The organism is Bacillus sp. 5mfcol3.1, from assembly GCF_900114335.1.
Classification (GTDB): Bacteria; Bacillota; Bacilli; order Bacillales; family Bacillaceae_G; genus Bacillus_A; species Bacillus_A thuringiensis_S.
In genome coordinates this window covers 57,193-83,392 of the sequence record NZ_FOST01000005.1, presented here as the reverse complement: position 1 = coordinate 83,392, position 26,200 = coordinate 57,193, and the positions used below count along the sequence as shown (strand labels likewise).

The window sequence follows — 26,200 nt, the reverse complement described above, 5'->3', positions numbered from 1 at the left end:
GCACAAACTTACTTGTGCTCTTTTTCATATGCTTCAAACAACATATCTCGAAACAATGTATTTAAACTCTCAATATCGATTCCTGATCCCTTTTCAATTCCTTTTACATATTCCTGATAGTAATGAATTTGTTCTTCTAAAAATTGATTTAGCACCTTAATTTTCAATCCAACATCTAATTCAGTACCTGCTTTTTTCTTTATTAACAACTTTTCAATTTCATCTAATACGCTACGTTCTAATGATAATTCTGTAATCAATCGGTCAAATTCTACAGGAGGTAAAGTCGTTTTCTCTTCTAGCCACTTACAAGCTAAAATGGGACGTAATACATAAAAGTACTTTTTCAGCTTTACATTCTCACCTTGCAAAAATTCACGATAATTTTTCGACGCCATATGTAAATAATGATATATCGTTGCTTTTGGATCAAAATTCTTCTCACTCATCTGTTGAAGTAGTTCTGGAAAATTAGAGTTTTTCGAATAAAAAATTGGTGATCGAATCCACTCAAGTAAAGCAGGATTCGACTTCGCGAATAGTTGCAACGCCTTTTTAATATCCCAACCACTTATATCTAAATCATCACTAATTGGATATTCAATTACATCTCGTTTGTCATGAATTGATAAATACCATTCTACCGGATGTATATAAACAAACCTAACATCATAATCGCTATCTTTCGATGGAAAACCCCAAGCACGACTCCCTGATTCTACCGCAAATAAAATTTTCACATCATTCTCTTTTTCAATTCTTTCTAACTCCAACTCGATTTTCTCTCTCATTGCATAACACCTCCATTTTTTGATTATTTCCTTGGAAATTCGACAAATACAATACTAATTTTACTACATACCAAAAAAACTGTCAGAAATTACTGACAGCCTAATGAAACGTCTATTGTTGCTTTTCGATTACAGTAGTAGCAATTCGTTCAAACTCTTTTTGAATCTCCTCTTTATATGCATCTACTATTGAAAAATCCATAGCAGCAATATAAATTCGTTCTAATTTATCACGAACCGATTTTGCTTTCGCTAAGAAAGACATCGCCTCATTCATTTTTGCTTTATATTGAATGGAAACATCACGAATTTCCTTCGCATATTTCTCATCCGTCCCTGGCGTAACAATAAGGGCATACATATCAATAATTTCATCACCCTCGCGACTTGGAAAATATTCATGTGGTGCCGTGCTATCAAAAATTGCAAAACCTAATTCTCTTACGATAACCATATCAAGACTATTCGGGTCAAATCCGCAATGATATACTTCAACTTCAAACCCCTTTTCTTCAGCTGCCTTAGCTAACTTTTTGAGCATCGTTGATTTTCCAGAACCTGGGCGCCCTTTTATAAAATAACGATGTGGTAACCCTTCTGTTAAATTAGGGACAAAATCAACTGCTCCTTTCGGTGTAGCAGCTCCTAAAAAACGATGTTTTACAAGAGATTGTCTCCCGCTTTTATCTGCAAATAATTTCTGGATTAGCTGATCGGTTAGTTCATTCGCTTTATTAAAATCTATATTATCAATATATATCTTCTCCCACTCATCATGTATAACCAATGCCTCTTTAAAACGTGCGTAAGCAGACTGAAAAGCTTTGCTTGCTTCTGAAACAAATCTTTCAATTTCTAACTTCTGCTTTCTTAGTTTATCTGAGTCCCAAGCAATTCCTAAATTTATATACTCTTCAACAACTCCTGGCATTTTTGGCTCAATAACATGCGGTGATGTCCCATCAACAATTCCTACTTTTAATTTTGGGATAATTACACCATCAACCGATTTATTGTCAGAAGAACAATGTAAAAATTCGATATCATATCCTTTTTCAACCCATTCACGACCGATTGCCTTTATTAAAGAAGATTTCCCCGTTCCTGGACCACCCTTTAAGATAAATAATCTGTCTAATTCTTTTAAATTCTCTTCGTATAAATTATGAAATCCTCTAGCTGTATTACCACCAGCATAATAATTCAATACATTTCCTGTCACTGCACTCACTCCTTCGCAGCATTGTATTTACATAAGCTACAATATGCGAGCGGCTTTATTTGGGTGAATACCTATTTTGTATTGCACACAAAAAGGAAATGAATTACAATTTAACTATCGGAAAATTCCGATTTTAAAAACTGAATACTTCTTTATCAAGAGAGGCAGAGGGACCGGCCCTTTGAAGCCCAGCAACCTCAGTTTATACAAACTGAATAGGTGCTAATTCCTGCAAAATGCATTGCATTTTGGAAGATAAAACTCAACTAGCATGCAAAGCTCATCTTTCTTGATATTGAAGGATGAGCTTTTTATTATTTGAAAAACATATATTGGAGGTATGTAAAATGAAAGTAATTGATCTATCGCAAACATTTGAAAATAATATGTCTCAATTTCCTGGAACACCAAAAATACAACTAGAAGCTGTTACAAGCGTTGAAGAAGCAGGCTATCAAGTTACAGATTTTCATTCCGTCGTTCATGTGGGCACGCATTGTGATGCACCTGCGCATTTTATTTCAGGCGCAACGACCATCGATCAATTACCCCTTGATCAATTTGTAGGCGAAGCCGTTCTTATCGATGTAACTCACATTAAAGAGCGAAAATTACCTAAGGCAGTATTGCATAATGCTGACATAAACGAAGGTGATATTGTTATTTTTCATTCCAATCTATCCACTAAATGGAATACGGAAGCTTATGAGAAAGAAGCATTTTATCTTTCTGAAGAGTTAGCTGAAGAATTAGTTCAATTAAAAGTAAAATCTATCGGTTTAGATTTCATTTCTCCTGATGAAGTAACGACAGAAACATCACCGATCCATCACATATTGCTAGGGAATAATATTTATTTAATTGAAAACTTAACAAATCTAGATGCTATCGAAGCGAAACGCTTCTTTTTCTCGGCAGCACCTTTAAAAATTAAAGATAGTGACGGTGCTTTCGCAAGAGCATTCGCTGTTATTTTTTAAATGAGGCTACAAAAAAAGCAAAGGTCATTACTGACCTTTGCTTCTATATTTTCTATTTAAATTAAGAAAGAATTGTTCCACACGAGGACGCACCCAAGCTAAACAGTCTATCTCTTTCTTCTTTGTGCAAGCTATCTCTTCACCATCTACCATTTCAACAAGTTCCAGCTCTAACAGTTGCCTCGTGAACGCTAACATATTTACTTCTTCAGCTGGATACTCTTCTTTTAATTTCTCCTCAATTTCTCCCAATAAAAAACCGTCACGCATCATTGCTAGTGCATCAATCCAAAGTGGCGGCATTTCATATTTTTCTCCTGTAATTGTATCTTTTACAATATAATTCTTTTGCTCTTTTCTAAATTGAATTGTATGTAAACATACAGTCGAATTTAATGTTAATTCCATCATACCACCTCTTTCATAATATCTGCATAGAAAAAAGGATGCGCGTGCACCCCTTCTTATCTTTTCATAACACTACTGAACCGTTACATGAGCAATCAATCTCATGTCGATATTTTCCTCCATTATAAACGAAGTATTTTATAAAAAAAACCCTTCTTGAAACATTTTATAAAATGTTTATATTTACACAACAAGAACACTTTTCTGAAAAATCTTTTCTCTCAATACATTAAACGCTCGGAAGAAAAATTTCTACTTTCGTTCCTACTCCTACACTACTTTGGATTGTGATACTTCCTTGATGTTCCTTAATAATTTTATATGTAATCATTAATCCAAGTCCTGTACCATTCTCCTTTGTTGTGTAAAACGCCTTGCCGATTTTTTCTAACTTCTCATTTTCTATACCAAATCCTTGGTCTTCAACAGAAATACACAAATGTCCTTGCGTTTTTTGATATGCACGGATATAAATTTCTCCACCCTCTGGCATTGATTCTATTCCATTTTTAATGATATTTAATAACACTTGTTTTAATTGCTTATCATCACCGTTTATAGCCGGTAAATTCCCATCTACTTGTAAATGACATTTAACTCTATATTGCGTTGCATAACTTTCCATTAGATGCACAACATATAGAAGGATGTCTCGTATATTACACCTTTCATAATTTGTTGGCTTTGGTTTTCCTAACAACATCAATTCACTAACAAATCCATTAACCCTTTCAATTTCTTGTAGCATAATGTCGTAGCTCATCGTATCAGTTGGATTTCTTTCTTTTTGCATTTGCGTAAACCCTTTTAACGCCGTTAGCGGATTTCGAATTTCATGGGCAATTGTTGTAGACATAGTCCCAATCACAGCTAAATTTTCCGTCTCTTTCATATTGTTCATCATTTCAACCACTGTTCTTACATAAGATTGAAATCGTTTTAATAAAGAATGTGAAATAATGAAATAAAATACACATAAAACAAGTGGAATTATCACTTTTAAATCTTGTAATAGCAATGTGAAAAATACGTACTTTCCAATTACACTAAAGGACACTAAATAAAAGTATTTCCTATTCACGAAAACTGGGGCAAATAAAATTAATAACATTTCTACCATACTACCATGTTCAAAAGGTCTATCCGTTCGCAAATAAATCATTAAATTATTAACAAGATTGATAAACATGTACCCAAATAAAAATAAATATTTTACAGAATATACATACCCTCTTTTTTGAAGATATATAGAAATAGGAAATAATGCTATTACAAATATAGGCACACCTATCCCAAGACTACCTTCTGGCCACCCTACCGCTGTTCCACTAATATTCATAGCAGGATATACAAAATAATATATAGCGTCATATAAAAAGAATATAATATAGAATAATAATATAAATACCTTTAAGGCTCTTCTTTCTTCATAAATCAAGCTCTTGTATTTGTTCATATAAAAACTCCCCTTGATCGATACAAAAAACTTTCATTGTTATCTCCTTAAAGTATAAGTATGAAATTGCTTTCAGGGCAATATTTAACCTTATAATACTAAAAGGAAGGAGATTTCTCCTTCCTTTTGGTAACAACTTACATCCATCTTACCCTATCATGTAACAATCCATCAGTAAATTTATTATGCCCCATTACAAAATCCTTCATATATAAATTTAAATACTCACCGTACTTACTTTCTGTATTTAATAACAACTCCTCGACGTAATAAGCACCTTGTTCAAATTGATCTAAAAGTAAACTGCACAAGCCCGCATAAATCCCGCACCCTACCTGGAAATACGTTGCATTCGTTTTATACTTACGAAAAACTTGGCTACTATTCATCACATTATACATATATGTCTCACTATTTTCATAAACGAGTAACACACCGACCAGGTCCTCTCCAGCAATCTCTTCTTCCGCTGGATTAAACACTTTACGATTCCAGTTCCATAAATCTTCTACTTGATCTAAGTTCTGTCTAATTATATTTGTTGTATACTCATTAATTCGGTAAAGAAAACCAACTTCCATATTGAAGTTTTTCCCTAAAATTAATACTTCCTCATGTGGCATTAAACAACCATAGAATTCTTTTTCTCCTAACTTCACTTTATACTCTGAAGCGTATACATCTTCATAAAAGTAAAGAGGACGATGATGACTCATATACATCGGATAACTCCAGATCGCTTCATCTAAAAATCGCTCTACTGCCCATGAAGCATAAAGTGTATGTGGCTTTATAAGTGCTGTATCATTCAAAAACGACGTATCATGTTCTACAATATAACATGCTCTTGGCCTTTCATTTGGTCGTTCCTTCATAAGTTCAACAACCATCCATTGAACAACACCTGGATTCATCCCTGAACCTATAATCGCTTTTATATTTGTAAATTTCTCTTTCTCCTTCTCAAACCTTGTATATCTTTCCGTAAGCTGAAAGCCGATTAAACTATCGTCCTGATCTACCGCCTCATTTTCCAAGGCTGAATTAATATAACAAATTCCAAGTTCATTACAGCAGCTTAATACTCGAATTGTATCTGCCCCTGAAACATCAATCACAACACTCGTTCTTTTTTCTTTTAAATGTTGTTTAAATTCCACTACATTTTGAAGGTTTATTTCATATAAATATAATTGACCTTTCAGATTCGAAAACAACTCATCATAATAAGTCCTATCTTTTTGTTTTATATCCACCAAATGAAATTTGGCATTCTTTAATACTTCATAAATTGGATCTTTTTCATTTACTATCGCTTGATTTAAAATTGCTAAAACTGCTTTTGCTGCTCCACCAGCACTACCAAGCAATGTAATTGATAACGAATTAGGAAACTGCTCCACAAACAAAACCCCTTTAATAAATTAGTTGAGCAGCTCCTCCTCAAAAAATAAATTGAATACATAAAAGGATAGCTCGTACACATTTCTTTATAAATAAGTGCAAAATTTTTTAAAAAAATCACACCATAGTATATTTATATTCAATTCATTTTCCCCTCATATTCAAATCGAGCTAAACAAATAGGCTCGACCTTTTCTTCTGCATATAAAAGAAAAAGCCAGCCCTTTCAACTAGCTTACGGACAATGGACAGATTTTACATGTTGAATATTCACATACATTTTTGCATCACGTGCTTTTGATATTTCAATATGACCTTCATCAATTTTCGCCATTTTTCCAATTTTATTGGACTCCTCACCTAAATCGAACACCATAATTTTCCCTGTCATTTTAATAAGCTGTTCTTCAAACGTTCTAGCTAACGTAATATTTAACGGATTTACGGGGAGTTCATTTTTATTGAGGGCATACGGTACTTGGTTTTCTTTATACGGAATTAACCATTTTAAATGCTTTAAAGATATATATACCGTTTTATAAACCGGACTATAAAAAACAATATAATCGTTCATCACACTTGTAACATAACCATGTATTGGAGCATTTCCTGCTACATAAACTTCTGTAAAAATCCCTTTAGAAGTACTTAATACTTTTCTCAAAGAAATTGAAGGGGATTCCCTCTTAATTACAGAATCAACATCTGGTTTTAATATTTCTTCGTCATATGGTCTTAAAAATTTATAGTATTGTACATGATATAAAGATATATATACGTAATCTTGTCCATTGTAAAGAACAACGATATCATTTCCTACATCAATTAATACACCTTTAAATCTTTTTTCACCGATTAATTTAACATATATATTTTCTCCAATACTTTTGTTTAACTCATTCATCTATATCCTCCTTCCTATGAATTTCTTCTTACCTGTCTTCCATTTCTAAAAAAATAATCAGGGCAAAGTTCTGTTTTAATAGTAAGTAATTCCTTTTCATACTATCGAAATAAGAAATTGTTCTTCTCTTTCCCTCATAATGCCCCTCTTATTTATTAAACATTATTCATCTTCATTCTTTTTACATTTAACTACTTGACTCACACTCTTAATATGAGACTTAATTACATAAATAACTTCATCGCCGTTTACTAGTGTAATACAGCCATGGTGTACCTCACTTAATAAACCTTCCACACACTCTGGACCGCCACGATTAATTTTTATCCACTTATACTTCAAGTCTTTTAATATATCTAAAAAAGTATCCTCATCAGAGCAGAAACATGAACTATAGCAATCGCCACATTTACTTTCTTTCACTTTCTTCACTAGACTCTTCACATGTTTCAACTGATAATATACTAATTCACCATGAGGTAGTTGTAATGTAAGATAGTCTTTTCCTAACGATACCAGTGTCCCTACTCGACTTTCTGGTCCGCGAAGATTTACTTTTACATTCTCACCAACTAAACATTTAATTTGGTCACAGCATAATACGTTCTCCAATTTTGTATCCCCCTTTCTTATTATCTTCCTCTACTTGATTGTCTTTGTGCGCGAGCGCGACCTGAATTATCGCTACTTTCCTTACTATCGTCGCTCTCATCGCTCTCTCCGCATGCTAATGCATTATAGTTAACACTTTTAATATGCTTTATTGCAATTAATATAACTTCTTCTTTTACAATTAATGTAACGAAGTCACAAGAAACATCTTGTAAAATTCCTTCCACTTTCTCTGGACCACCGCGATTAATTTTCACCCAGCAATATTTGAAGCTTAGAAGTAGTGCTTCAAAGTCGTCTGCACATTCGCAATCTTCCCAATCGCAATCACTTGATCCACAGTCTTTTGCATTTTTCGTAATACTTTTCAGATGGCTAAGTTGATAGTAATAAAGCTCACCTTTTTCATTCTTCAATACGAAGTAGTCCGGACATACTGATATTATTGTCCCTTTTTGAGATTCTGGACCACCCCTGTTTACTCTCACAAAAGATCCAATTAAGTCTTTCAGAAAATCACAATGAAATAAACTCACGAGAAAACCCCTTCCATTAATTTATAAGCTTTTGCACTGATAGTATATGTATCTGTACAGGTTACGTTCTCTATGTTTGTCCTAGCTAGAAAAAAATATGCTTTTAACATGGTAGACTACTACCTATCAAAATTTGAGGAAAGGCTAAGAACTCCTTATGTTTTTGATATCTTCAAACAAAAAATCCCTTATGAATATACATTTCTGCATATCTTCATAAGGGATTTTCCATAGTTTAATCTTCGTCTTTAACATCCATATCTTCTGGAATTGGTTCGTTCAATATTTCTTCCACTAATTGCTTATATTTCTCCATTTGTTCTAAATGTGTATTAAATTGTTCTTTATTTACTAAATATTGCTCTCCATCGAATAGCGCACGAATTTTCTTTTGCTGAATTAACTCTTCAATATACGATTTTGGTAAATTCAAATACTCCGCAGTCTCTTCTACTGTTATATACAATGCGTTCATTCCTTTATTATTTTTTCATCTATACTGTATCTTACTTTACTTTATTTTTGTAAACAAATAAAAAAGATTTTGTAAATGCAGTTCAAAAAGCAGGTAGATGCATTCCATATATTGTATAGTATTATATAGTAAGAATTTTTTAAATATAGAATGGTATTACCCATTTACACAAAGGAGAGTTAACATATGGCTACTCGTCACATCATTACAATGTTAGAAAAAACACTACAAGTTGAAACAGAAAACACAATTTCTCATTTGAATGTATCTTTATCTGATCGTTTTCTTTCTCAAAGCACAGCAATACATGAAAACAATTGTTATCATACAATTGGTGAATGGTACAAAAATCATTTCTTATTCCAACAAGATGATTTCCTTTGGGCTAAATATGCTTTCTATGACGCATATTGTGAAGCCATCAAAAAACAAGGCCATCTTACAAAACGCGTCCGTCAAATATTAGAATCATTGGCTCGAAAACATGGAAAACAATATATTGCTTCTATACTAAATATGCCATTTCCTAATGAACGCGCTAAAGGGACAGCGTAATTTAGCCATGTTCTGCGCAAGCAAAACATAGCTAAATTGTTTTCTAAGATGCTTTACCAATAAAAATGTTCATATCATATGAACTGATGAAACCGGTGTCATTATAATGATTGAAAATATAGTAAACAGGAAAACCCCCACGTACATCTCTCATCCATTTGAATAGAGAAGTATGTGGGGGTATACTTGTTCCTTATTATTTTATCATCTGCTTAATCAGTTCGCGATTTCTCTTCTTAAATACTTCATTATGAGAAGAAACCATTCCGTACTCACTTGCATCTGGTTGGATAAATTGCTTTGCTTTATTCACAGCATTTCCAGCATCTTGGAATGCACCTGCAATTAAGTGTAGTTTCCCTTCATGCTTTAAAATATCTCCAGCAGCATATAATCCATCTACTGAAGACTCACTATTTGCATTACCTGCAATATAATAATTATCTATAATTGCAACGTCTAACTCACTATTTTCTAATAATGTAATGTCGCGTTCATATCCATGATTAATAATAACTTCATCAATAGGTAAGTGAGAAACCTCACCTGTTTCATGATTTGTTAATTCTACATATTCGATCGCTTCATGATTATCACCAGCAATTAATTTTGTAATCGATGTATTAAAGAAACACTCCGCTGAGCTGTTCATAAGTTGTTTTACTTGTGCTTCATGACCAGATAATTCTTCTTTTCTATAGGTTACATACACTTTTTTCGCAATTGGTTCCAATTCATTTGCCCAATCAACAGCAGAATTGCCTCCACCGGAAATAATAACTGTTTTACCTTTGAAACGCTTTAAAGATTTAACTGTATAATTTAAATTCGATACTTCAAATCGCTCAGCACCTTCAATAGATAACTTTTGCGGTTTCAATATACCACTTCCTGTTGCGACGATAACTGTTTTTGAAAAGTGTTCTTCGCCATTACTTGTTTTTAATGTAAAAGTACCATCTTGATTACGAATAATCGATTCTACTTTTGTATCTAATACAACTTCCGGCTTAAATGTTAACCCTTGCTGTACAAGTTGTTCAATTAACTTATCACCTGTAACTGGCAATAGTCCTCCTACATCCCAAATCATCTTTTCCGGATACACATGTATTTTTCCACCTAAATGTGGTTGAAATTCTATTATTTTTGTTTTCATTTCTCTGAGTCCACTATAAAAAGCTGAATAAAGCCCTGCAGGTCCTCCGCCTATCACGGTTACATCAAACAATTCTTCTCGATTCATTCGTGCTCACTCCTCAGCTATTAATCATTGATTATCATTCTCAATAAAATATAACCTGTTTCCGCAAAATTTACAATCAAAATTACTATTGACAATACACCTATATAAAATTATATTATTTAAAGAATCAATAGTGATAATCATTATCATTTTGTTAATAATTAGCAAATTTGAGATTACATCTTCTTTCATTAATATGGTTAATACTATATTATAAAATCTCATATTCAAGATTTTTAATAAATCATTTTGCTTTACCACTACTCTTTCAAAAAGATTACAGTTAAACAAATTATTGTATACACATATCATCTATGTTAAAGGAGAAAGACGATGAAAAAGTTATTTATTTCACTAACAGTTCTTTTCGTTCTTGTTATGAGTGCTTGTAGCAATGGCTCTACAGACAAAAAGAACGATGCAAAAGGTAGTAAATCAGAAACAATTACATACCAATCTGAAAATGGTAAAGTAGAAGTTCCTGCAAATCCAAAACGCGTTGTTGTACTATCATCATTCGCTGGTAACGTAATGTCATTAGGTGTAAATCTTGTTGGGGTAGATTCATGGTCTAAACAAAACCCACGTTTTGATAGTAAACTTAAAGATGTTGCTGAAGTATCAGATGAAAATGTTGAAAAAATCGCTGAACTAAATCCAGATTTAATCATTGGTTTATCAAATGTTAAAAATGTCGATAAGTTAAAGAAAATTGCTCCTACTGTAACATACACTTACGGAAAAGTTGATTACTTAACACAGCATTTAGAAATTGGTAAGTTATTAAACAAAGAAAAAGAAGCAAAAACTTGGGTTGATGACTTCAAGAAACGTGCACAAGAAGCTGGTAAAGAAATTAAAGCAAAAATCGGTGAAGATGCAACAGTTTCTGTTGTAGAAAACTTCAACAAACAGCTTTATGTATACGGCGAAAACTGGGGCCGCGGAACAGAAATTCTGTACCAAGAAATGAAATTAAAAATGCCTGAAAAAGTAAAAGAAAAAGCATTAAAAGAAGGTTACTACGCATTATCTACTGAGGTATTACCTGAATTTGCTGGTGATTACTTAATCGTAAGTAAAAACAAAGATACTGATAACTCATTCCAAGAGACAGAATCATATAAAAACATCCCAGCAGTAAAAAATAATCGCGTATATGAAGCAAACATGATGGAATTCTATTTCAATGATCCACTTACATTAGATTTCCAACTAGACTTCTTCAAGAAGAACTTTCTTGGTAAATAATACAAACATGAGGAATTCTTAATTTAAGAATTCCTCTTCCTTTATTCTATGAACAGAAAAGATGTGAAACGAATGACAAAATATCATGATAATCCACGTTCTATAGCTTTTACATACAAACTAATTTTAAGCTTAATTGCATTCTTTCTTATTTTTATGGTTGCAATGGTATTAGGTGCTGCAGATACTTCGATAAAAGATGTATGGTTAGCACTCACTTCCTCCGCTAAAGGAGACAAAATATCTATTATTCGAGAAATACGTTTACCACGTGAAGTTGCTGCTATTTTTGTAGGAGCTGGATTAGCCGTTTCTGGAGCAATTATGCAAGGATTAACACGAAATCCACTTGCGGACCCTGGATTATTAGGGCTATCTGGTGGAGCAAATGCTGCGCTTGCACTAACACTTGCTTTCAATCCTTCCATTAGCTATCTTTACTTAACGTTAGCTTGCTTTATCGGTGCTGCAATTGGCGCAATTATGGTATTTGGAATTGGTATGGTGAAAAAAGGCGGTCTTTCTCCTCTTCGAATTGTATTAGCGGGCGCCGCAGTTTCAGCATTTCTACTCGCAATTTCAGAAGGAATTGGCATTTACTTTAAAATTTCACAAGATGTATCACTTTGGACTGCTGGGGGCGTAATTGGAACAACTTGGAGCCAATTAAAAATTATTATTCCAGTCATTTCAATTAGTATCTTTATCGCTATCTTACTAGCAAAAAAATTGACAGTTCTTAGTTTCAGTGAGGAAGTGGCTATTGGACTAGGTCAAAAAATTATTGTTATTAAAACTATTTTATTTATCATTATTATCTTACTTGCAGGTGCATCTGTAGCGCTTGTTGGAAATATGGCATTTATCGGTTTAATGGTACCTCACATGGTACGCCCAATTGTCGGTCCAGATTACCGATTTGTTATACCGATGTCAGCAATTGCTGGAGCTTCCTTTATGCTACTTGCAGATACAATCGGACGTACTATTAACGCTCCGTACGAAACACCAGTTGCGGCAATTGTCGCGATTGTAGGATTACCATTCTTCCTATTCATTGTACGTAAAGGAGGAAAAACATTCTCATGATGCAATCTATTTTAAGAAAACAGCGTCTCATTATACTCGCTTTACTTATAGTAATCATCACAACCATTGTAGTTGGAATGGGACTTGGTTCAGCATCTTTATCTTATGATCGACTACTCCCAACATTAATGGGGCAAGGGACTTTTAAAGAGGAGTTCGTTTTATACTCTTTAAGACTACCTAGAATTGTCATTACATTATTAGCTGGTATGGCTCTCGCTTTATCAGGGGCTATTCTGCAAGGAATTACCCGAAATGATTTAGCTGAACCTGGTATTCTTGGTATTAACTCTGGGGCTGGTGTTGCTGTTGCTATTTTCTTTTTATACTTTCCAATAGACGTAGGTTCATTTCTTTACTTACTACCTGTCGTTGGATTTATTGGGGCATTTCTGACAGCTGTTCTAATTTACGTATTTTCATATAGTAAATCAACTGGACTTCAACCAATACGATTAACATTAACTGGTATCGGTTTTGCATTTGCACTATCTGGAGCGATGATTGTCCTTATTTCATCCGCTGATCGTATGAAAGTAGACTTTATTTCAAAATGGATTGCCGGAAATATTTGGGGAGATGACTGGATCTTCGTTTTAGCAATGCTCCCATGGTTAATCGTATTCATTCCGTTTATTTTCTATAAAGCAAATCGATTAAACATCTTAGCATTAAACGAACCAGTCGCAATCGGCGTTGGAATTGAAATTGAAAAAGAACGCAGGTACTTATTAGTTGCAGCCGTTGCACTTGCAGCTGCAGCTGTTTCCGTAACAGGAGGAATTAGCTTTATCGGATTAATGGCTCCTCATATCGCGAAATCTTTAGTAGGTCCAAGACATCAAATCTTCATGCCTATCGCCCTTTTAATCGGCGGATGGCTATTATTATTAGCAGATACAATTGGACGAAATATCGTTGATCCTAATGGCATTCCAGCAGGTATTGTCGTTGCTTTAATTGGGGCTCCTTACTTTATGTATTTGTTGCTTAAGAAAGCGTAAAAACATCCTCAATTTTGAGGATGTTTTTTCCTTTCGTTTCCTTCTCCTAACCCTTTATTCACCATTCATATTTCCTACCTCAATACAATTCCTGAACAAAATATTTTTGATTATAAACTCTATTAATGTTATATTATCACATATAACTTTTACGTTTTAAGGAGTATCGTATAATGAAAGCTATTTCTATTATTCTTATCTTAATTGGAATTTTTGGTATCTTAATGGGCGGAATGATGTTCGGAGATATCGGTATTGCTGCAATTATTGGTTCATTAGCAGCACTATTCTCAGGAATCGGTTTTTGGAAATTAGATTCGCAACTCAAAAATATATCTAAATAATTAAAATCCTAAAATGGCCATGGAAGAATATATATTCTTTCACGGCCATTTTAATACACATTGAATAACATTTCCGTTAGATTTCTACTGTTGCCCATACCCTTCAAACTTCTTCGCCAAATTCTCCATCTCATCTTCTGGCAAAAGCTTCGGTTCTCCGACGCTTTTCGTTTGATAATAAATTTGAGCACAAAACTCAATCTCTTCTGCAACAGTAAACGCCATTTTTATATTATTTGCACCAGCAATTAAACCGTGATTTGCAAGTAGCACAGCACGACGATCAATCATGCCTTCAAAAGCAGCATCCGCTAATTGCTTCGTACCAAATGTTTCATACGGCGCACAGCGTACATTCGGGCCTGCAAAAGCAATTAAATATGACACAGCAGGAAGCTCCCATCCTAATGATGCAATCGTCTTCGCGTAAGGAGAATGTGTATGCACAAGCGCATTTATATCTTCACGCTTCCTATAGTAAATAAGGTGCATATCTAATTCACTTGATGGTTTTCTCTCTCCTTCTACTACTTCACCATCTAAGTTTAATATAACTACATCTTCAGGCTTTGTTTCATAATACTCTAAACCACTTGGGCTAATCGCAACAAGACCTTGTTCACGATTAAAGATACTAACATTACCGCCCGTTCCCTTTGTTAAACCACTAGAAATCATTTTCTTTCCATACGCTACAATTTCTTCTCTTTCTTTTTGTAATAACATATACATCCCCCTAAGTATGAAGCTTATGATGACTGACTTTTATATTTATCTACTTATTGAAATAACTTTTTTAAATTCTCCGTAAACGGTGCCTTTACAATCCCTTTTTCTGTAATAATCGCTGTTACATTTTCATGTGGAGTAACATCAAATGCTGGATTATATACTTTACTTTCTTTCGGAGCTGAATATTGTCCAAAGCGATTAATCACTTCAGAAGCATCTCTTTCTTCAATCGGAATTTCTTTTCCTGTCGATGTCTTTAAATCAATTGTCGGTGTTGGCGCTGCTACATAAAACGGAATGTTGTAGTATTTAGCTAAAATAGATACGCCTAATGTGCCAATTTTATTTGCTACATCACCATTTGCTGCCACACGGTCGCATCCAACGATTACTGCATCAATCTTCCCTTGTGACATGACCATAGCTGCCATATTATCTGTAATAACAGTAACGTCAATACCCGCTCGCTGCAGTTCTAATGCTGTTAACGTTGAACCTTGTAATCTAGGACGCGTTTCATCCGAATAAATTTTTAAATTCCATCCTTTTTCTTTCGCTAAATACATTGGAGCCGTCGCAGTACCATACTTAGTCGTCGCTAAAGCACCTGCATTACAATGCGTTAATACTCCCATTTCATCATGGAATAATGTTAATGCATGCTCTCCAATTTGATGATTAATTTCTTCATCTTCTCTATGAATTTCTTTTGCCTCTTCTAGTAATCTATTTTTCAGCTGTGAGATTGATAAGTGAGCATTATCTATCGCTACACTTTCCATTCTTTCAAGCGCCCAAAATAAATTTACTGCAGTCGGTCTTGATGTCGCCAAGTATGTACATACCTTTCTTACTTCATCCATAAATCCTTCTTCCGTACTTTCAGCAAATTCCTTTATCCCTAAATACACTCCATAAGCAGCTGAAACACCAATCGCGGGTGCACCTCGTACTTTCATTACTTGTATTGCATCCCACACACTTTCAGCTGTTTTAAAAGATTCATAGACAATTTCATTTGGTAATAACGTTTGATCTAACAAAACTAAAGCATCATCTTTCCACTGAATTGGTATTAATTGCTCTTCCATCATATTCTCCCCTTACTTCGCGTAGTGCGTTGACTGTTCTTTTAACGTTTCTACAAAACTTGTGCCCGTTCTATATTGATTCGCTCGTAAAATAAAACTCTTCGCTACTTGAAGACAAATTCGCTCCGCTCTAGCACGTGCTTCCTCATTCCCAATACAAGTAATATCTTTTACTTTCGCTAATCCAACAATACGGCGAATTAATTCCAGACCTGTCACTGCAGCTGTATCCTCTAATACAGATTGCAAATAGACTTCGCTAAAGCCTTCTTCCTTCGCCATAATCTCGGTCACATGAATATCCCAAGCACCTAAAAACTTCTGCTTAAATAAATCAATTACCTCTACCATCGTAGTTTGTAACCAATCCATATACGTATCTTTCTCAGCTCCAGGTGACATCGTTGCATCTGCATTCACCCAAGCAAACATTAAATTCGCCATTACATTCCCAACGTCATATCCCATAGGTCCATAAAAAGCAAACTCAGGATCAATAACCTTTGTAGAATCATCTCTTACAAAAACAGAGCCAGTATGTAAATCACCATGAAGTAATGCCTGTGCATTCGTCATAAAAGAAAATTTACGTTTCGCTACTTCCATACGAAGCTCTTTATCACTATAAATATGTTCCCTAATCCATCCCTCATTTAACGGAAATAACTCATTACGCTTATTATGATTGGTAAATGGTTCTGAATATACGAGGTCCTCTGTAATCTCACATAATTCAGGATTTATATAATTCTTCACAAGTTCCTTCTTCTCTTTATGATTCATTACAACATCCGATGTTAACAAAAGTGTATTTACCATAAAAGTAGTTAGATCATCCGCAAACCTCGGAAATATTTGATGATTTATAAGTGCTGTACGTAATATTGTGTGATCCGATAAATCTTCCATTACGCAACAATTCATCACACTATCAAATAAATACACCTTAGGAACAAGTCCAGGTGCTAACTCATCCTCTACCTGCAAAACATCTGATTCTATACGAATACGATTCGTCGACAACTTAAACTCATCTGAAATGCGAGCTGTATCCCCAGCTTGCTTTACGATGACAGACATGTTCTCTTTTTCATCCCAAACGCGGAACACATAATTTAAATTGCCATCACCTATTTCTTTACACTGTAACCCCTTTGCATTTTCAAACTTAGATAATTTCTCTTTCACATATGCAATCACATCTTTAGCTTCCATTAAAAAATACTTCGTGAACTTAGACATGGTTTCCCCTCCACACTAATTGTAAGCGTTTTCTAAAAGCTATAAAAAATAATAGGTTGAATTTTTTCATCCTATAAATATGTATTCTTCTTTTTGAAAGGTATATCTAGGTTTTATTATATCTTGTTAGCACTTTGAGTCAATGTTTCTAACTATCATCGTAATATACTTCCTGATTATATATTTGAGATGACAAAAATTGTTCAAAAAATTTCCGATTCATTTTATTTTATTTATCACAAAATTCTTTGTAAAATAGAAGTAAGCAGTTCCTTTTCAAAACCACAACTTCTAAGAAATATTTCCTTCCTAAGAAATTAAACTTATACACACTCTCTAACATACACAATAAACTTTCAACCACTCATCTAAAGTTTATAGACTTAAAATTACCTTTCCGTTCCCTGTTAGTCTTAATTGAGAATAAATATTAATTAAATTGGTATAAAGTTGGTTTATTCTCTTGACAAAATAACCACTTCTATATGATAATTAATATCGAATTAGAATTATTATAGTTAATTAAAAGATATATTTTATGAGCACACTATTTTTTGATGCTCAAAACCAACATTTAGGAGGAATTTTAACATGTTATTAATCGGCACAGAAGTAAAACCGTTTAAAGCTAATGCTTACCATAATGGAGAATTTATCCAAGTTACTGACGAAAGTTTAAAAGGAAAATGGAGTGTAGTTTGTTTCTACCCAGCTGACTTCACATTCGTTTGCCCAACTGAACTTGAAGACTTACAAAACCAATATGCAACTCTAAAAGACTTAGGCGTTGAAGTATACTCTGTATCTACAGACACTCACTTCACTCACAAAGCATGGCATGATAGCTCAGAAACTATCGGCAAAATCGAGTACATCATGATTGGTGACCCAACTCGCACAATCACTACAAACTTCAACGTTTTAATGGAAGAAGAAGGTCTTGCTGCTCGTGGTACATTCATCATCGATCCAGACGGCGTTATCCAATCTATGGAAATCAATGCTGACGGTATCGGCCGTGACGCAAGCATTCTTGTTAACAAAATTAAAGCTGCTCAATACGTACGTAACAACCCAGGTGAAGTTTGCCCAGCTAAATGGCAAGAGGGTTCTGCAACACTTAAACCAAGCCTTGACCTTGTAGGCAAAATCTAAGGAGTTCGATCAAAATGATACTAGATGCAGATATAAAAACACAACTATCCCAATACCTTCAGTTAATGGAGAACGATATTTTACTTAAAGTAAGCGCAGGAGACGATAACGTATCTAAAGATATGTTAGCTCTAGTAGACGAATTAGCTACTATGTCATCTAAGATTACAGTAGAAAAAGTTGAATTAGAGAGAACACCAAGTTTTAGCGTAAACCGCCCTGGTGAAGACACTGGTGTCGTATTCGCTGGTATTCCATTAGGACACGAATTTACATCATTAGTGTTAGCTTTACTACAAGTAAGTGGACGCGCTCCAAAAATTGAAAAAAAATTAATCGATCAAATTAAAAACATTCAAGGCGAATATCATTTTGAATCTTATATCAGCCTAAGTTGTCATAACTGTCCTGATGTTGTACAAGCTCTTAACGTAATGAGCGTTCTTAACTCTAGTATTACACATACTATGATTGATGGCGCTGCATTCAAAGAGGAAGTAGAAAGCAAAGACATCATGGCAGTACCAACTGTTTACCTAAACGGCGAATCTTTCGGAAGCGGTCGTATGACACTTGAAGAAATTTTAGCTAAAATGGGTAACGGTCCAGATGCATCAGAGCTTTCTGATAAAGATCCATACGATGTTCTTGTTGTTGGTGGCGGCCCTGCTGGTGCAAGTGCAGCAATTTACGCAGCACGTAAAGGCATCCGCACTGGTATCGTTGCTGAGCGCTTCGGTGGTCAAGTAATGGATACTATGGGCATTGAGAACTTCATCAGCGTGAAAAAGACTGAAGGTCCTAAGCTAGTAGCAAGCCTTGAAGAGCACGTAAAAGAATACGACATCGATGTAATGAATCTACAACGTGCGAAACGTTTAGAGAAAAAAGAACTTATTGAAGTGGAACTTGAAAACGGCGCTATTCTGAAAAGTAAGAGCGTAATCGTTTCTACAGGTGCTCGCTGGCGTAATGTTGGCGTACCAGGTGAAGCTGAGTTCAAAAATAAAGGTGTAGCATACTGCCCACACTGTGACGGTCCATTATTCACTGGAAAAGACGTAGCAGTTATCGGCGGAGGTAACTCTGGTATTGAAGCGGCTATCGACTTAGCAGGTATCGTTAAGCACGTAACTGTTCTTGAATTCATGCCAGAATTAAAAGCTGATGCTGTATTACAAGAGCGTCTTAACAGCTTACCAAACGTAACTGTTCTGAAAAACGTTCAAACGAAAGAAATCACTGGTACTGATAAAGTAAACGGTATTTCTTACATTGATCGTGAAACTGAAGAAGTTCATCACGTTGAATTACAAGGTGTATTCGTACAAATCGGTCTTGTGCCAAACACAGACTGGTTAGGCGAAACAGTTGAACGCGCTCGCGGTGAAATCGTAACAGACAAGCACGGCGCTACAAACGTACCAGGAGTGTTTGCTGCAGGTGACTGTACAAATAATCCGTACAAACAAATCATCATCTCTATGGGTTCAGGTGCAAACGCAGCTTTAGGTGCATTTGATTACTTAATCCGTAACTAATAAAAAAACAGGTGCCTTGGCACCTGTTTTTTTATTACCCTAATGTATAAACTAAAAACCTCTCATTCCCATTCCTCTCATAAGCACCTGACAATCTAACTTCTTTCTTCAGCTCAAACGCAGTCTGATTTTCTAAGAAGAAAATATAGTCCTCAGAGGGATAATATAAAATAATATCCACTTCTCTCTCCAATTCTTCTACCGAAAGCAAAATGTTATTTACTACATTCATAAACACTTGTACAGAAAATGGATTAAAGAAATAAAAACGGTTATCGCGTGGATCAATCTCATATTCCTGCGCTAAACAACATTGGAATTGAATTTTCCCCTTACTGTTTCGTGCCTTTCGTGCATAACGATCTCGATTATCCATTGCTTCTTTATAAAACTCTTCATTCATTTCAATTCCAACTGCTGAAGCACCACATTTATGATGCATATAAAAGTTTAATCGCCCTTTTCCGCACCCAAAGTCTACAATTCGGTCGCTACTTCGTATCTCATATTGATTCAATAACTCATCTAACCCGCTATACGGCGTCGGTTCATAGCGGTGATAATGCATAGACTTGTTAAACCCTTTTTGCTCACCGACTGTTTTTATATGTAAAACTGCATCGTAATATTGTTCGTTCATTCGTTTTCTCCTATTAAAAAATGGTACTTATTATTATACACCATGTACTGGAGGCTCATTTTTCATCAAATTAATAGGTATGTGAAATTATATTAACGATTTTCTTAATATATCTATCGTAACTTCAAATATATCAACGATTTTCTCAATATATCTATCATAACTCAAAATATATCGATTTGCCGACAATTCACGACAAAAAAACAGGAGCTCTCTAGCCCCTGTCTTCTAACACTTTCAATACAGTTTGTTTCAATATTTCTACCCCATCCATAATACAACTATGATCGAACCTCATATACGGATGGTGTAATCCAGGTTGTAGATCTGCTCCTAGTCCAAGCATGACAGCTTTTAAATGTGGTCTTTTCACTGTATAGTAATGGAAATCATCACTTCCCGTCGTATAGAGAGGTCCCGTACATCTCTCTTCCCCATACGCTTCGAGAATACCTTTACGCATAAAGCGCTCTGCTTCTTCAGAAACCTCCGCTCCCGGTGCAAGATCCATCCATTCGTATGAAGTTTTTGATCCCATCGATGCAGCTGATTCTATTACATGCTCAATCTTTTTCTTTAATTCTTCTAATAGTATATTACTCTCTGCTCTTACATCTAAACTGAAATGACCATTTCCCGGAATAATATTTAAATTATCACCACCAGCTTGGCATCTCGTCATTTTTACTGAATAAGAACTTTGCGGTGGCAGCCAAATATTTTTCAAACCGATATTAATCATGGAAATGACATCAATTGCATTCACACCTTGGTGTGGTCTTGCCCCGTGTGCATCCTCCCCATGAATCATACCCTCTAAAAATCCTGCTGCTCCATGGCGAATAGATGAGGCTGCTTGTTTCAAAGTTAGTTCTTCAATCGGTCTTAGATGGACACCAAATAAGAAATCAGCATCATCTACAGCACCTTTCTCCACCATCTTCAAAGCACCATTCCCCTTCTCTTCTGCCGGCTGAAAAATAAATCTAACCGTACCACTTTTCCATCTCATATTTTTCAATTGTAAAATAAGTCCCATTACAATAGTCATATGAGCATCATGACCACATGAATGGTTCGCTTTAAATTCTCCATCTACTTCTTGCCAAAGTGCATCCATATCAGCACGAATCGCAATAACTGGATTCCCGCCTCCAATCTCAGCAATTACACCTGGACAATCATCAAATGTTCTATATGAAATTCCTTCTTCTTTTAAAAAGTCAGTAATATACGCTGTCGTTTCATATTCTTTCCAACTTACTTCAGGGTTTTCGTGTAAATGCTGAAAAATCTCCGTTAAGCGCTCTTGTAGTTCTAATGTTTTCAACGTTCCAGTCTCCTTCCCACATTACAAACGATTCGGGTTAATTATACTTATGAAAAACAGATGTTTTTATGAACATATTGAATTTTAAGAAAAAAGTCAATTATTTATTTTTAAATACTTAAAAAGCTTACTACTCACCTATATTACAAACTAAACAAACAACTAGAACATTCCTTATTTTCTGTTTTTTATGTTGACGCTTACATAAACTTTTAGTTATCATAACCTAATAAACGTCTATTTTACGACAATTCTAAAAATACAAACAAACATACGTAACAAGGAGGAACTTTATGAAAAAAGAAATACCTTTTGGAATAGCGATTATCCCTATTATCATTACCGTTGCAGTTATGATGATTACAATTGTTGTATTAAAACAAACCCCTCACGTACCACTTATTATCGGTACAACCGTTGCTTCTATTGTCGCTTGGCGTTACGGTTACAAATGGAATGATCTTGAAGAAGCAATGTATAAAGGGATTCGTCTTGCATTACCTGCTATCGTCATTATTATTCTTGTTGGCTTAACAATTGGTGCTTGGATTGGCGGTGGAATCGTCGCAACGATGATTTATTACGGTTTAAAACTTTTAACTCCATCACTATTTTTAGTTTCCATTACCGTCATTTGTTCTATCGTTGCATTAGCAATTGGTAGCTCTTGGTCTACAATGGGAACAATTGGCGTTGCTGGAATGGGAATTGGCCTAAGTATGGGAATCCCAGCTCCAATGGTTGCTGGTGCCATTATTTCAGGCTCTTATTTTGGCGATAAAATGTCACCGCTTTCAGATACAACTAACTTAGCCGCAGGATTAACAAATACAGATTTATTCGCACACATTCGTCATATGTTATTTACTACAGTTCCAGGTTTAATTATTACTCTTATCGTCTACGCAGTCTTAGGAAGAAGCTTCGGCGCTAACAATATTGATGCGAAAAGCATCGATCAAACGTTACAAGTATTGCAACAAAATTTTGTTATCTCGCCTTTCCTACTCATTATACCCGTAGTCGTTATGGTATTGGTCGCTAAAAAAGTCCCTGCTATACCAGCGATTCTCGTCGGTATTATTTTAGGATTCTTATCACAAGTCTTTATTCAAGGTGGTTCTGTCTCAGCATCTGTCGGTGCACTCCAAGCTGGATTTGTTATAGACACTGGAAACAAGCTAGTAGACGAACTATTTAACCGCGGTGGCTTAGATTCGATGATGAATACAGTCTCTATGACAATTGTCGCTATGACTTTCGGAGGAGTATTAGAACATACAGGTATTCTTCGCTCAATTGTAAATCAAATTTTAAAGTTAGCGAAATCAGCAAAAGGGCTTATCGCTTCTACTATCGCATCTTGTTTTGCAACAAACCTTACTTGCTCTGAACAATATATTTCAATTGTTGTCCCTTCAAGAATGTACGCAAATGCATACACGGAAAAAGGACTACATTCAAAAAACTTATCCAGAGCATTAGAAGATGGTGGAACATTAACTTCTGTCTTCGTTCCTTGGAATACGTGCGGTGTATTTATTCTCGCAACACTTGGCGTAGGTGCATTTGAATATGCTCCTTATGCTATTTTGAATTTCATCGTACCTATTATCTCAATCATTTATGGTATAACAGGCTTCACAATTGTAAAACTATCAGACATTGAAAAAGCAGAACTACTAAAGAAACAAAAAGCTCAACTAGAAGCTTAAAAATAGCGGTAAATTCAGTTCATATAGTGCGCGAGGTCGCCCTTGTTGATAGGGCATTTCCTCGCCGCAAATATGAGCATACCCGTAATCAACTAATTTCTTTAACAACCTTTCTGTCGATCTTCGAGTCACTTGTAAGTACTCAGAAAGGTCAGCTGCTGTAAACTTCAATGACGGGTGCGATTGACTAAATTGAATGATTTTTGACAAGTTGGCCGGACTAAGCTTTGTTTCCTTCGCTATTTTCATTAGTTCCGGATTATCATTTTTCAAACTTTGTACTCTCTGTTCTTTCGGGAACGGACCAAACAAATCTTTATCACTTGTTAGTATATAAAAACAACGATCTATTGGATTGTTCTTTGCAAAACTTTGAGCAATTTTTGCATTTTGCTCCGCTTCTTTCACGGTTTTCCCATAACCAAATCCAATAGCTATCGTTCCTTCTACGCTCGCAAACAAGTTATCTATCGCATTTGTTTTAATAATTGATTCGATATCACCACGAGTTGTATACAAAATGCATGTCAGTTCATCCACTTGTTTAAATGAACCACGTAGTTCTTTTGAAATGACATCTAGTTTTTCAAGCAAACTCGCTCGTAATTCTAAGGAAGAAATTATACAAGCACCAACAGTAGCTGAATAGCTTTTTGCTAACTCAGCTTTTATTTTTGCATCTTTTAGCCCATGTATAATGGATTGTGTTGGATCAATCATACGCTCTGAAGGAACACCTCTTTTTTGAAGCTCGTCGTAAACAGCGTGAATACTAGTTAAAGCTAAATGAGCTTCTCCAGATTGATATTTAGCTACATGAAAATCAACAACTCTATTTATCTCATCTTTACTCCACAGCATATTTTCATAATCCAACACTTGCGGACTTTCTTTTATACCGATATCATGAAACACATTTGTAATAAACGAGCGGTCTACTAAATCGATGGAAATGTTATGTGGTTGAATACTTTGATGATACATGATAGAAAGAATTGAAGATGCGACAGTTGTCTCGTCTTGCTGTAAGTATGTACTTGGAATTCGTAATTGTTCTCTTATTTCTTTTGCCATATAATAAGGTAAAGCACCTGAGAAAAAGATGACATCACAAGGCTTTAAACACTTTAATAGTTCAGAAGATTCCGCTGGATGAAGGTAAATATATGGATCAATTTCTATTCCCTCTAATTTTTGAGCAATAGGAAAAAGGTTGTCCATAAATTCCTTTGAACCGACAACTGCAATTTTTATCATCATTTTCTCTAACTCCTTATCATTAATTAACGACTATTTAACGTCAACTATATCAAATGTATAAAACTATTGTAAACAGGAAGGGGTTTCTATTCAATGAAAATTACAGCTATTCATCTTTACGCAATTCGTTTACCGCTTCGCAATCCGTTTGTTATTAGTTATGGCTCTTATTCTGATATGCCCTCTATTATCGTCAAAATGGAAACAGATGAAGGTATTATCGGTTACGGTGAAGGCGTTGCTGATGATCACGTCACAGGTGAATCATGGGAAAGTACTTTCCATACTTTAAAACATACGCTAGCCCCTGCTCTAATTGGGGAAAATCCAATGAATATCGAAAAAATACACGACATGATGGACAATACAATTTACGGTGTTCCAACAGCGAAAGCCGCAATTGATATTGCTTGTTTTGATATAATGGGCAAAAAACTAAATCAACCTGTATATCAATTAATTGGCGGGCGCTACCATGAAGAATTCCCTGTCACTCACGTTTTAAGTATTGCCGATCCTGAAGATATGGCTGGAGAAGCTGCTTCTATGATTCAAAAAGGTTACCAATCTTTCAAAATGAAAGTTGGTACAAATGTAAAAGAAGATGTAAAACGTATTGAAGCTGTACGAGAACGTGTAGGAAATGACATCGCTATTCGCGTTGATGTAAACCAAGGCTGGAAAAATAGCGCAAACACATTAACAGCACTACGTTCATTAGGACATTTAAACATTGACTGGATTGAACAACCTGTTATCGCGGACGATATTGATGCCATGGCTCATATTCGTTCTAAAACAGACCTCCCGCTTATGATTGATGAAGGATTAAAAAGTTCTCGTGAAATGCGCCAAATTATTAAATTAGAAGCTGCTGATAAAGTAAATATAAAACTAATGAAATGCGGCGGCATATATCCAGCTGTAAAGCTGGCTCATCAAGCAGAAATGGCAGGCATTGAATGCCAAGTGGGATCAATGGTCGAATCATCTGTTGCCTCTTCCGCAGGATTCCATGTCGCTTTCTCAAAGAAAATCATTACGAGCGTAGAACTAACAGGGCCATTAAAATTCACAAAAGACATCGGAAACTTACATTATGATGTACCATTCATTCGCTTAAACGAAAAGCCCGGACTCGGCATTGAAATAAACGAAGATACACTACAAGAACTAACCGTCTTTCAAGACGTTGTACGCTAAAGGAGGACTATCAT

Annotated in this window: 26 protein-coding genes and 1 riboswitch; of the genes, 10 read left to right on the top strand and 16 right to left on the bottom strand. The window is 35.1% G+C overall.

Going from position 1 to position 26,200, the window contains the following annotated elements; all coding sequences use genetic code 11:
* Nucleotides 1-8: 8 nt before the first annotated feature.
* Nucleotides 9-791 (bottom strand): nucleotidyltransferase domain-containing protein, encoded by a 783-nt coding sequence (locus tag BM089_RS23120; protein ID WP_001208235.1) that lies wholly within the window; start codon nucleotides 789-791, stop codon nucleotides 9-11.
* Between the two features lie 112 nt (nucleotides 792-903).
* Nucleotides 904-2,013 (bottom strand): PRK06851 family protein, encoded by a 1,110-nt coding sequence (locus BM089_RS23115; protein WP_090978204.1) that lies wholly within the window; start codon nucleotides 2,011-2,013, stop codon nucleotides 904-906.
* Nucleotides 2,014-2,162: 149 nt separating this feature from the next.
* A riboswitch (SAM riboswitch) is annotated at nucleotides 2,163-2,275 on the top strand.
* 85 nt (nucleotides 2,276-2,360) lie between these two features.
* Here BM089_RS23115 and BM089_RS23110 point away from each other — a divergent pair.
* Nucleotides 2,361-2,993, top strand: coding sequence for a cyclase family protein (locus BM089_RS23110; RefSeq protein ID WP_090978202.1), 633 nt, complete (start codon nucleotides 2,361-2,363; stop codon nucleotides 2,991-2,993).
* Between the two features lie 27 nt (nucleotides 2,994-3,020).
* Here the strand turns inward: BM089_RS23110 and BM089_RS23105 are convergent, their stop codons facing one another.
* From BM089_RS23105 to BM089_RS23075, 7 genes are all read right to left on the bottom strand, one after another.
* Nucleotides 3,021-3,401, bottom strand: coding sequence for a hypothetical protein (locus tag BM089_RS23105; RefSeq protein ID WP_016083694.1), 381 nt, complete (start codon nucleotides 3,399-3,401; stop codon nucleotides 3,021-3,023).
* Nucleotides 3,402-3,630: 229 nt separating this feature from the next.
* Nucleotides 3,631-4,857: an ATP-binding protein gene (locus BM089_RS23100; protein ID WP_090978200.1), complete on the bottom strand. Its 1,227-nt coding sequence runs from the start codon at nucleotides 4,855-4,857 to the stop codon at nucleotides 3,631-3,633.
* Between the two features lie 137 nt (nucleotides 4,858-4,994).
* Nucleotides 4,995-6,260, bottom strand: coding sequence for an S-adenosylmethionine decarboxylase related protein (locus tag BM089_RS23095; protein ID WP_090978198.1), 1,266 nt, complete (start codon nucleotides 6,258-6,260; stop codon nucleotides 4,995-4,997).
* A gap of 236 nt (nucleotides 6,261-6,496) precedes the next feature.
* Entirely contained in the window at nucleotides 6,497-7,165 is a 669-nt protein-coding gene (locus tag BM089_RS23090; protein WP_053565369.1) for an LSm family protein, read from the bottom strand.
* Nucleotides 7,166-7,327: 162 nt separating this feature from the next.
* Nucleotides 7,328-7,777, bottom strand: coding sequence for a PI-PLC domain-containing protein (locus BM089_RS23085; RefSeq protein WP_065229680.1), 450 nt, complete (start codon nucleotides 7,775-7,777; stop codon nucleotides 7,328-7,330).
* A 20-nt stretch (nucleotides 7,778-7,797) separates the two neighbouring features.
* On the bottom strand, nucleotides 7,798-8,313 hold the full coding sequence (locus BM089_RS23080; protein ID WP_053565371.1) for a hypothetical protein: 516 nt from the start codon (nucleotides 8,311-8,313) through the stop codon (nucleotides 7,798-7,800).
* A 235-nt stretch (nucleotides 8,314-8,548) separates the two neighbouring features.
* Nucleotides 8,549-8,788 (bottom strand): helix-turn-helix domain-containing protein, encoded by a 240-nt coding sequence (locus tag BM089_RS23075; protein ID WP_001998970.1) that lies wholly within the window; start codon nucleotides 8,786-8,788, stop codon nucleotides 8,549-8,551.
* A gap of 186 nt (nucleotides 8,789-8,974) precedes the next feature.
* Here BM089_RS23075 and BM089_RS23070 point away from each other — a divergent pair, with 186 nt between their 5' ends.
* On the top strand, nucleotides 8,975-9,343 hold the full coding sequence (locus tag BM089_RS23070; protein WP_000235474.1) for a hypothetical protein: 369 nt from the start codon (nucleotides 8,975-8,977) through the stop codon (nucleotides 9,341-9,343).
* Nucleotides 9,344-9,539: 196 nt separating this feature from the next.
* On the opposite strand, the gene BM089_RS23060 is transcribed toward BM089_RS23070, so the two are convergent.
* Nucleotides 9,540-10,589: an NAD(P)/FAD-dependent oxidoreductase gene (locus BM089_RS23060; RefSeq protein ID WP_088023190.1), complete on the bottom strand. Its 1,050-nt coding sequence runs from the start codon at nucleotides 10,587-10,589 to the stop codon at nucleotides 9,540-9,542.
* Between the two features lie 333 nt (nucleotides 10,590-10,922).
* On the opposite strand from BM089_RS23060, the gene BM089_RS23050 reads away from it, so the two are divergent.
* The 4 genes from BM089_RS23050 to BM089_RS31205 all read left to right on the top strand — a co-directional run bounded on the left by BM089_RS23050 (nucleotide 10,923) and on the right by BM089_RS31205 (nucleotide 14,277).
* Nucleotides 10,923-11,840 (top strand): iron-hydroxamate ABC transporter substrate-binding protein, encoded by a 918-nt coding sequence (locus BM089_RS23050; protein ID WP_090978196.1) that lies wholly within the window; start codon nucleotides 10,923-10,925, stop codon nucleotides 11,838-11,840.
* A 48-nt stretch (nucleotides 11,841-11,888) separates the two neighbouring features.
* Nucleotides 11,889-12,929, top strand: a complete 1,041-nt coding sequence (locus tag BM089_RS23045) for a FecCD family ABC transporter permease (protein WP_048558589.1) — start codon at nucleotides 11,889-11,891, stop codon at nucleotides 12,927-12,929.
* The gene (locus BM089_RS23040; protein WP_090978194.1) at nucleotides 12,926-13,933 is read left to right on the top strand and encodes a FecCD family ABC transporter permease; all 1,008 of its coding nucleotides are present in this window, start codon (nucleotides 12,926-12,928) and stop codon (nucleotides 13,931-13,933) included. Before BM089_RS23045 ends, BM089_RS23040 begins: the two co-directional genes overlap by 4 nt.
* Before the next feature lie 173 nt (nucleotides 13,934-14,106).
* Nucleotides 14,107-14,277 carry a hypothetical protein gene (locus BM089_RS31205; protein ID WP_000644466.1) on the top strand — a complete coding sequence of 57 codons (171 nt, stop codon included), beginning with the start codon at nucleotides 14,107-14,109 and terminating at the stop codon, nucleotides 14,275-14,277.
* Between the two features lie 84 nt (nucleotides 14,278-14,361).
* On the opposite strand, the gene BM089_RS23035 is transcribed toward BM089_RS31205, so the two are convergent.
* Genes BM089_RS23035 through mtnK form a run of 3 tightly spaced genes read right to left on the bottom strand, consistent with a single transcriptional unit; the run spans nucleotide 14,362 to nucleotide 17,342 of the window.
* A complete protein-coding gene (locus BM089_RS23035; RefSeq protein ID WP_000926568.1) occupies nucleotides 14,362-15,003 on the bottom strand; it encodes an L-fuculose-phosphate aldolase in 642 nt (213 codons plus the stop codon).
* A 53-nt stretch (nucleotides 15,004-15,056) separates the two neighbouring features.
* Complete coding sequence (gene mtnA / locus BM089_RS23030) at nucleotides 15,057-16,103, bottom strand: S-methyl-5-thioribose-1-phosphate isomerase (RefSeq protein ID WP_090978192.1); 1,047 nt, start codon at nucleotides 16,101-16,103, stop codon at nucleotides 15,057-15,059.
* A 9-nt stretch (nucleotides 16,104-16,112) separates the two neighbouring features.
* Nucleotides 16,113-17,342: an S-methyl-5-thioribose kinase gene (gene mtnK / locus BM089_RS23025; RefSeq protein WP_090978190.1), complete on the bottom strand. Its 1,230-nt coding sequence runs from the start codon at nucleotides 17,340-17,342 to the stop codon at nucleotides 16,113-16,115.
* A 591-nt stretch (nucleotides 17,343-17,933) separates the two neighbouring features.
* Between mtnK and ahpC the strand changes: the two genes are divergently transcribed.
* Both ahpC and ahpF read left to right on the top strand, forming a co-directional pair.
* Nucleotides 17,934-18,497, top strand: coding sequence for an alkyl hydroperoxide reductase subunit C (gene ahpC / locus BM089_RS23020; protein ID WP_000924420.1), 564 nt, complete (start codon nucleotides 17,934-17,936; stop codon nucleotides 18,495-18,497).
* A 14-nt stretch (nucleotides 18,498-18,511) separates the two neighbouring features.
* Nucleotides 18,512-20,038, top strand: coding sequence for an alkyl hydroperoxide reductase subunit F (gene ahpF, locus BM089_RS23015; RefSeq protein ID WP_090978188.1), 1,527 nt, complete (start codon nucleotides 18,512-18,514; stop codon nucleotides 20,036-20,038).
* Between the two features lie 34 nt (nucleotides 20,039-20,072).
* On the opposite strand, the gene BM089_RS23010 is transcribed toward ahpF, so the two are convergent.
* Nucleotides 20,073-20,678 (bottom strand): SAM-dependent methyltransferase, encoded by a 606-nt coding sequence (locus tag BM089_RS23010; RefSeq protein WP_016513314.1) that lies wholly within the window; start codon nucleotides 20,676-20,678, stop codon nucleotides 20,073-20,075.
* A gap of 214 nt (nucleotides 20,679-20,892) precedes the next feature.
* Nucleotides 20,893-22,008 carry a M20 peptidase aminoacylase family protein gene (locus tag BM089_RS23005; protein ID WP_090978186.1) on the bottom strand — a complete coding sequence of 372 codons (1,116 nt, stop codon included), beginning with the start codon at nucleotides 22,006-22,008 and terminating at the stop codon, nucleotides 20,893-20,895.
* Nucleotides 22,009-22,301: 293 nt separating this feature from the next.
* On the opposite strand from BM089_RS23005, the gene nhaC reads away from it, so the two are divergent.
* Complete coding sequence (nhaC, locus tag BM089_RS23000; protein ID WP_000711502.1) at nucleotides 22,302-23,723, top strand: Na+/H+ antiporter NhaC; 1,422 nt, start codon at nucleotides 22,302-22,304, stop codon at nucleotides 23,721-23,723.
* Here the strand turns inward: nhaC and BM089_RS22995 are convergent.
* Nucleotides 23,712-24,983, bottom strand: coding sequence for a transcriptional regulator (locus BM089_RS22995; RefSeq protein ID WP_090978184.1), 1,272 nt, complete (start codon nucleotides 24,981-24,983; stop codon nucleotides 23,712-23,714). The genes nhaC and BM089_RS22995 overlap by 12 nt on opposite strands.
* A 93-nt stretch (nucleotides 24,984-25,076) precedes the next feature.
* On the opposite strand from BM089_RS22995, the gene BM089_RS22990 reads away from it, so the two are divergent.
* Nucleotides 25,077-26,186, top strand: a complete 1,110-nt coding sequence (locus BM089_RS22990) for a mandelate racemase/muconate lactonizing enzyme family protein (RefSeq protein WP_090978182.1) — start codon at nucleotides 25,077-25,079, stop codon at nucleotides 26,184-26,186.
* The last annotated feature ends 14 nt before the right edge of the window (nucleotides 26,187-26,200 follow it).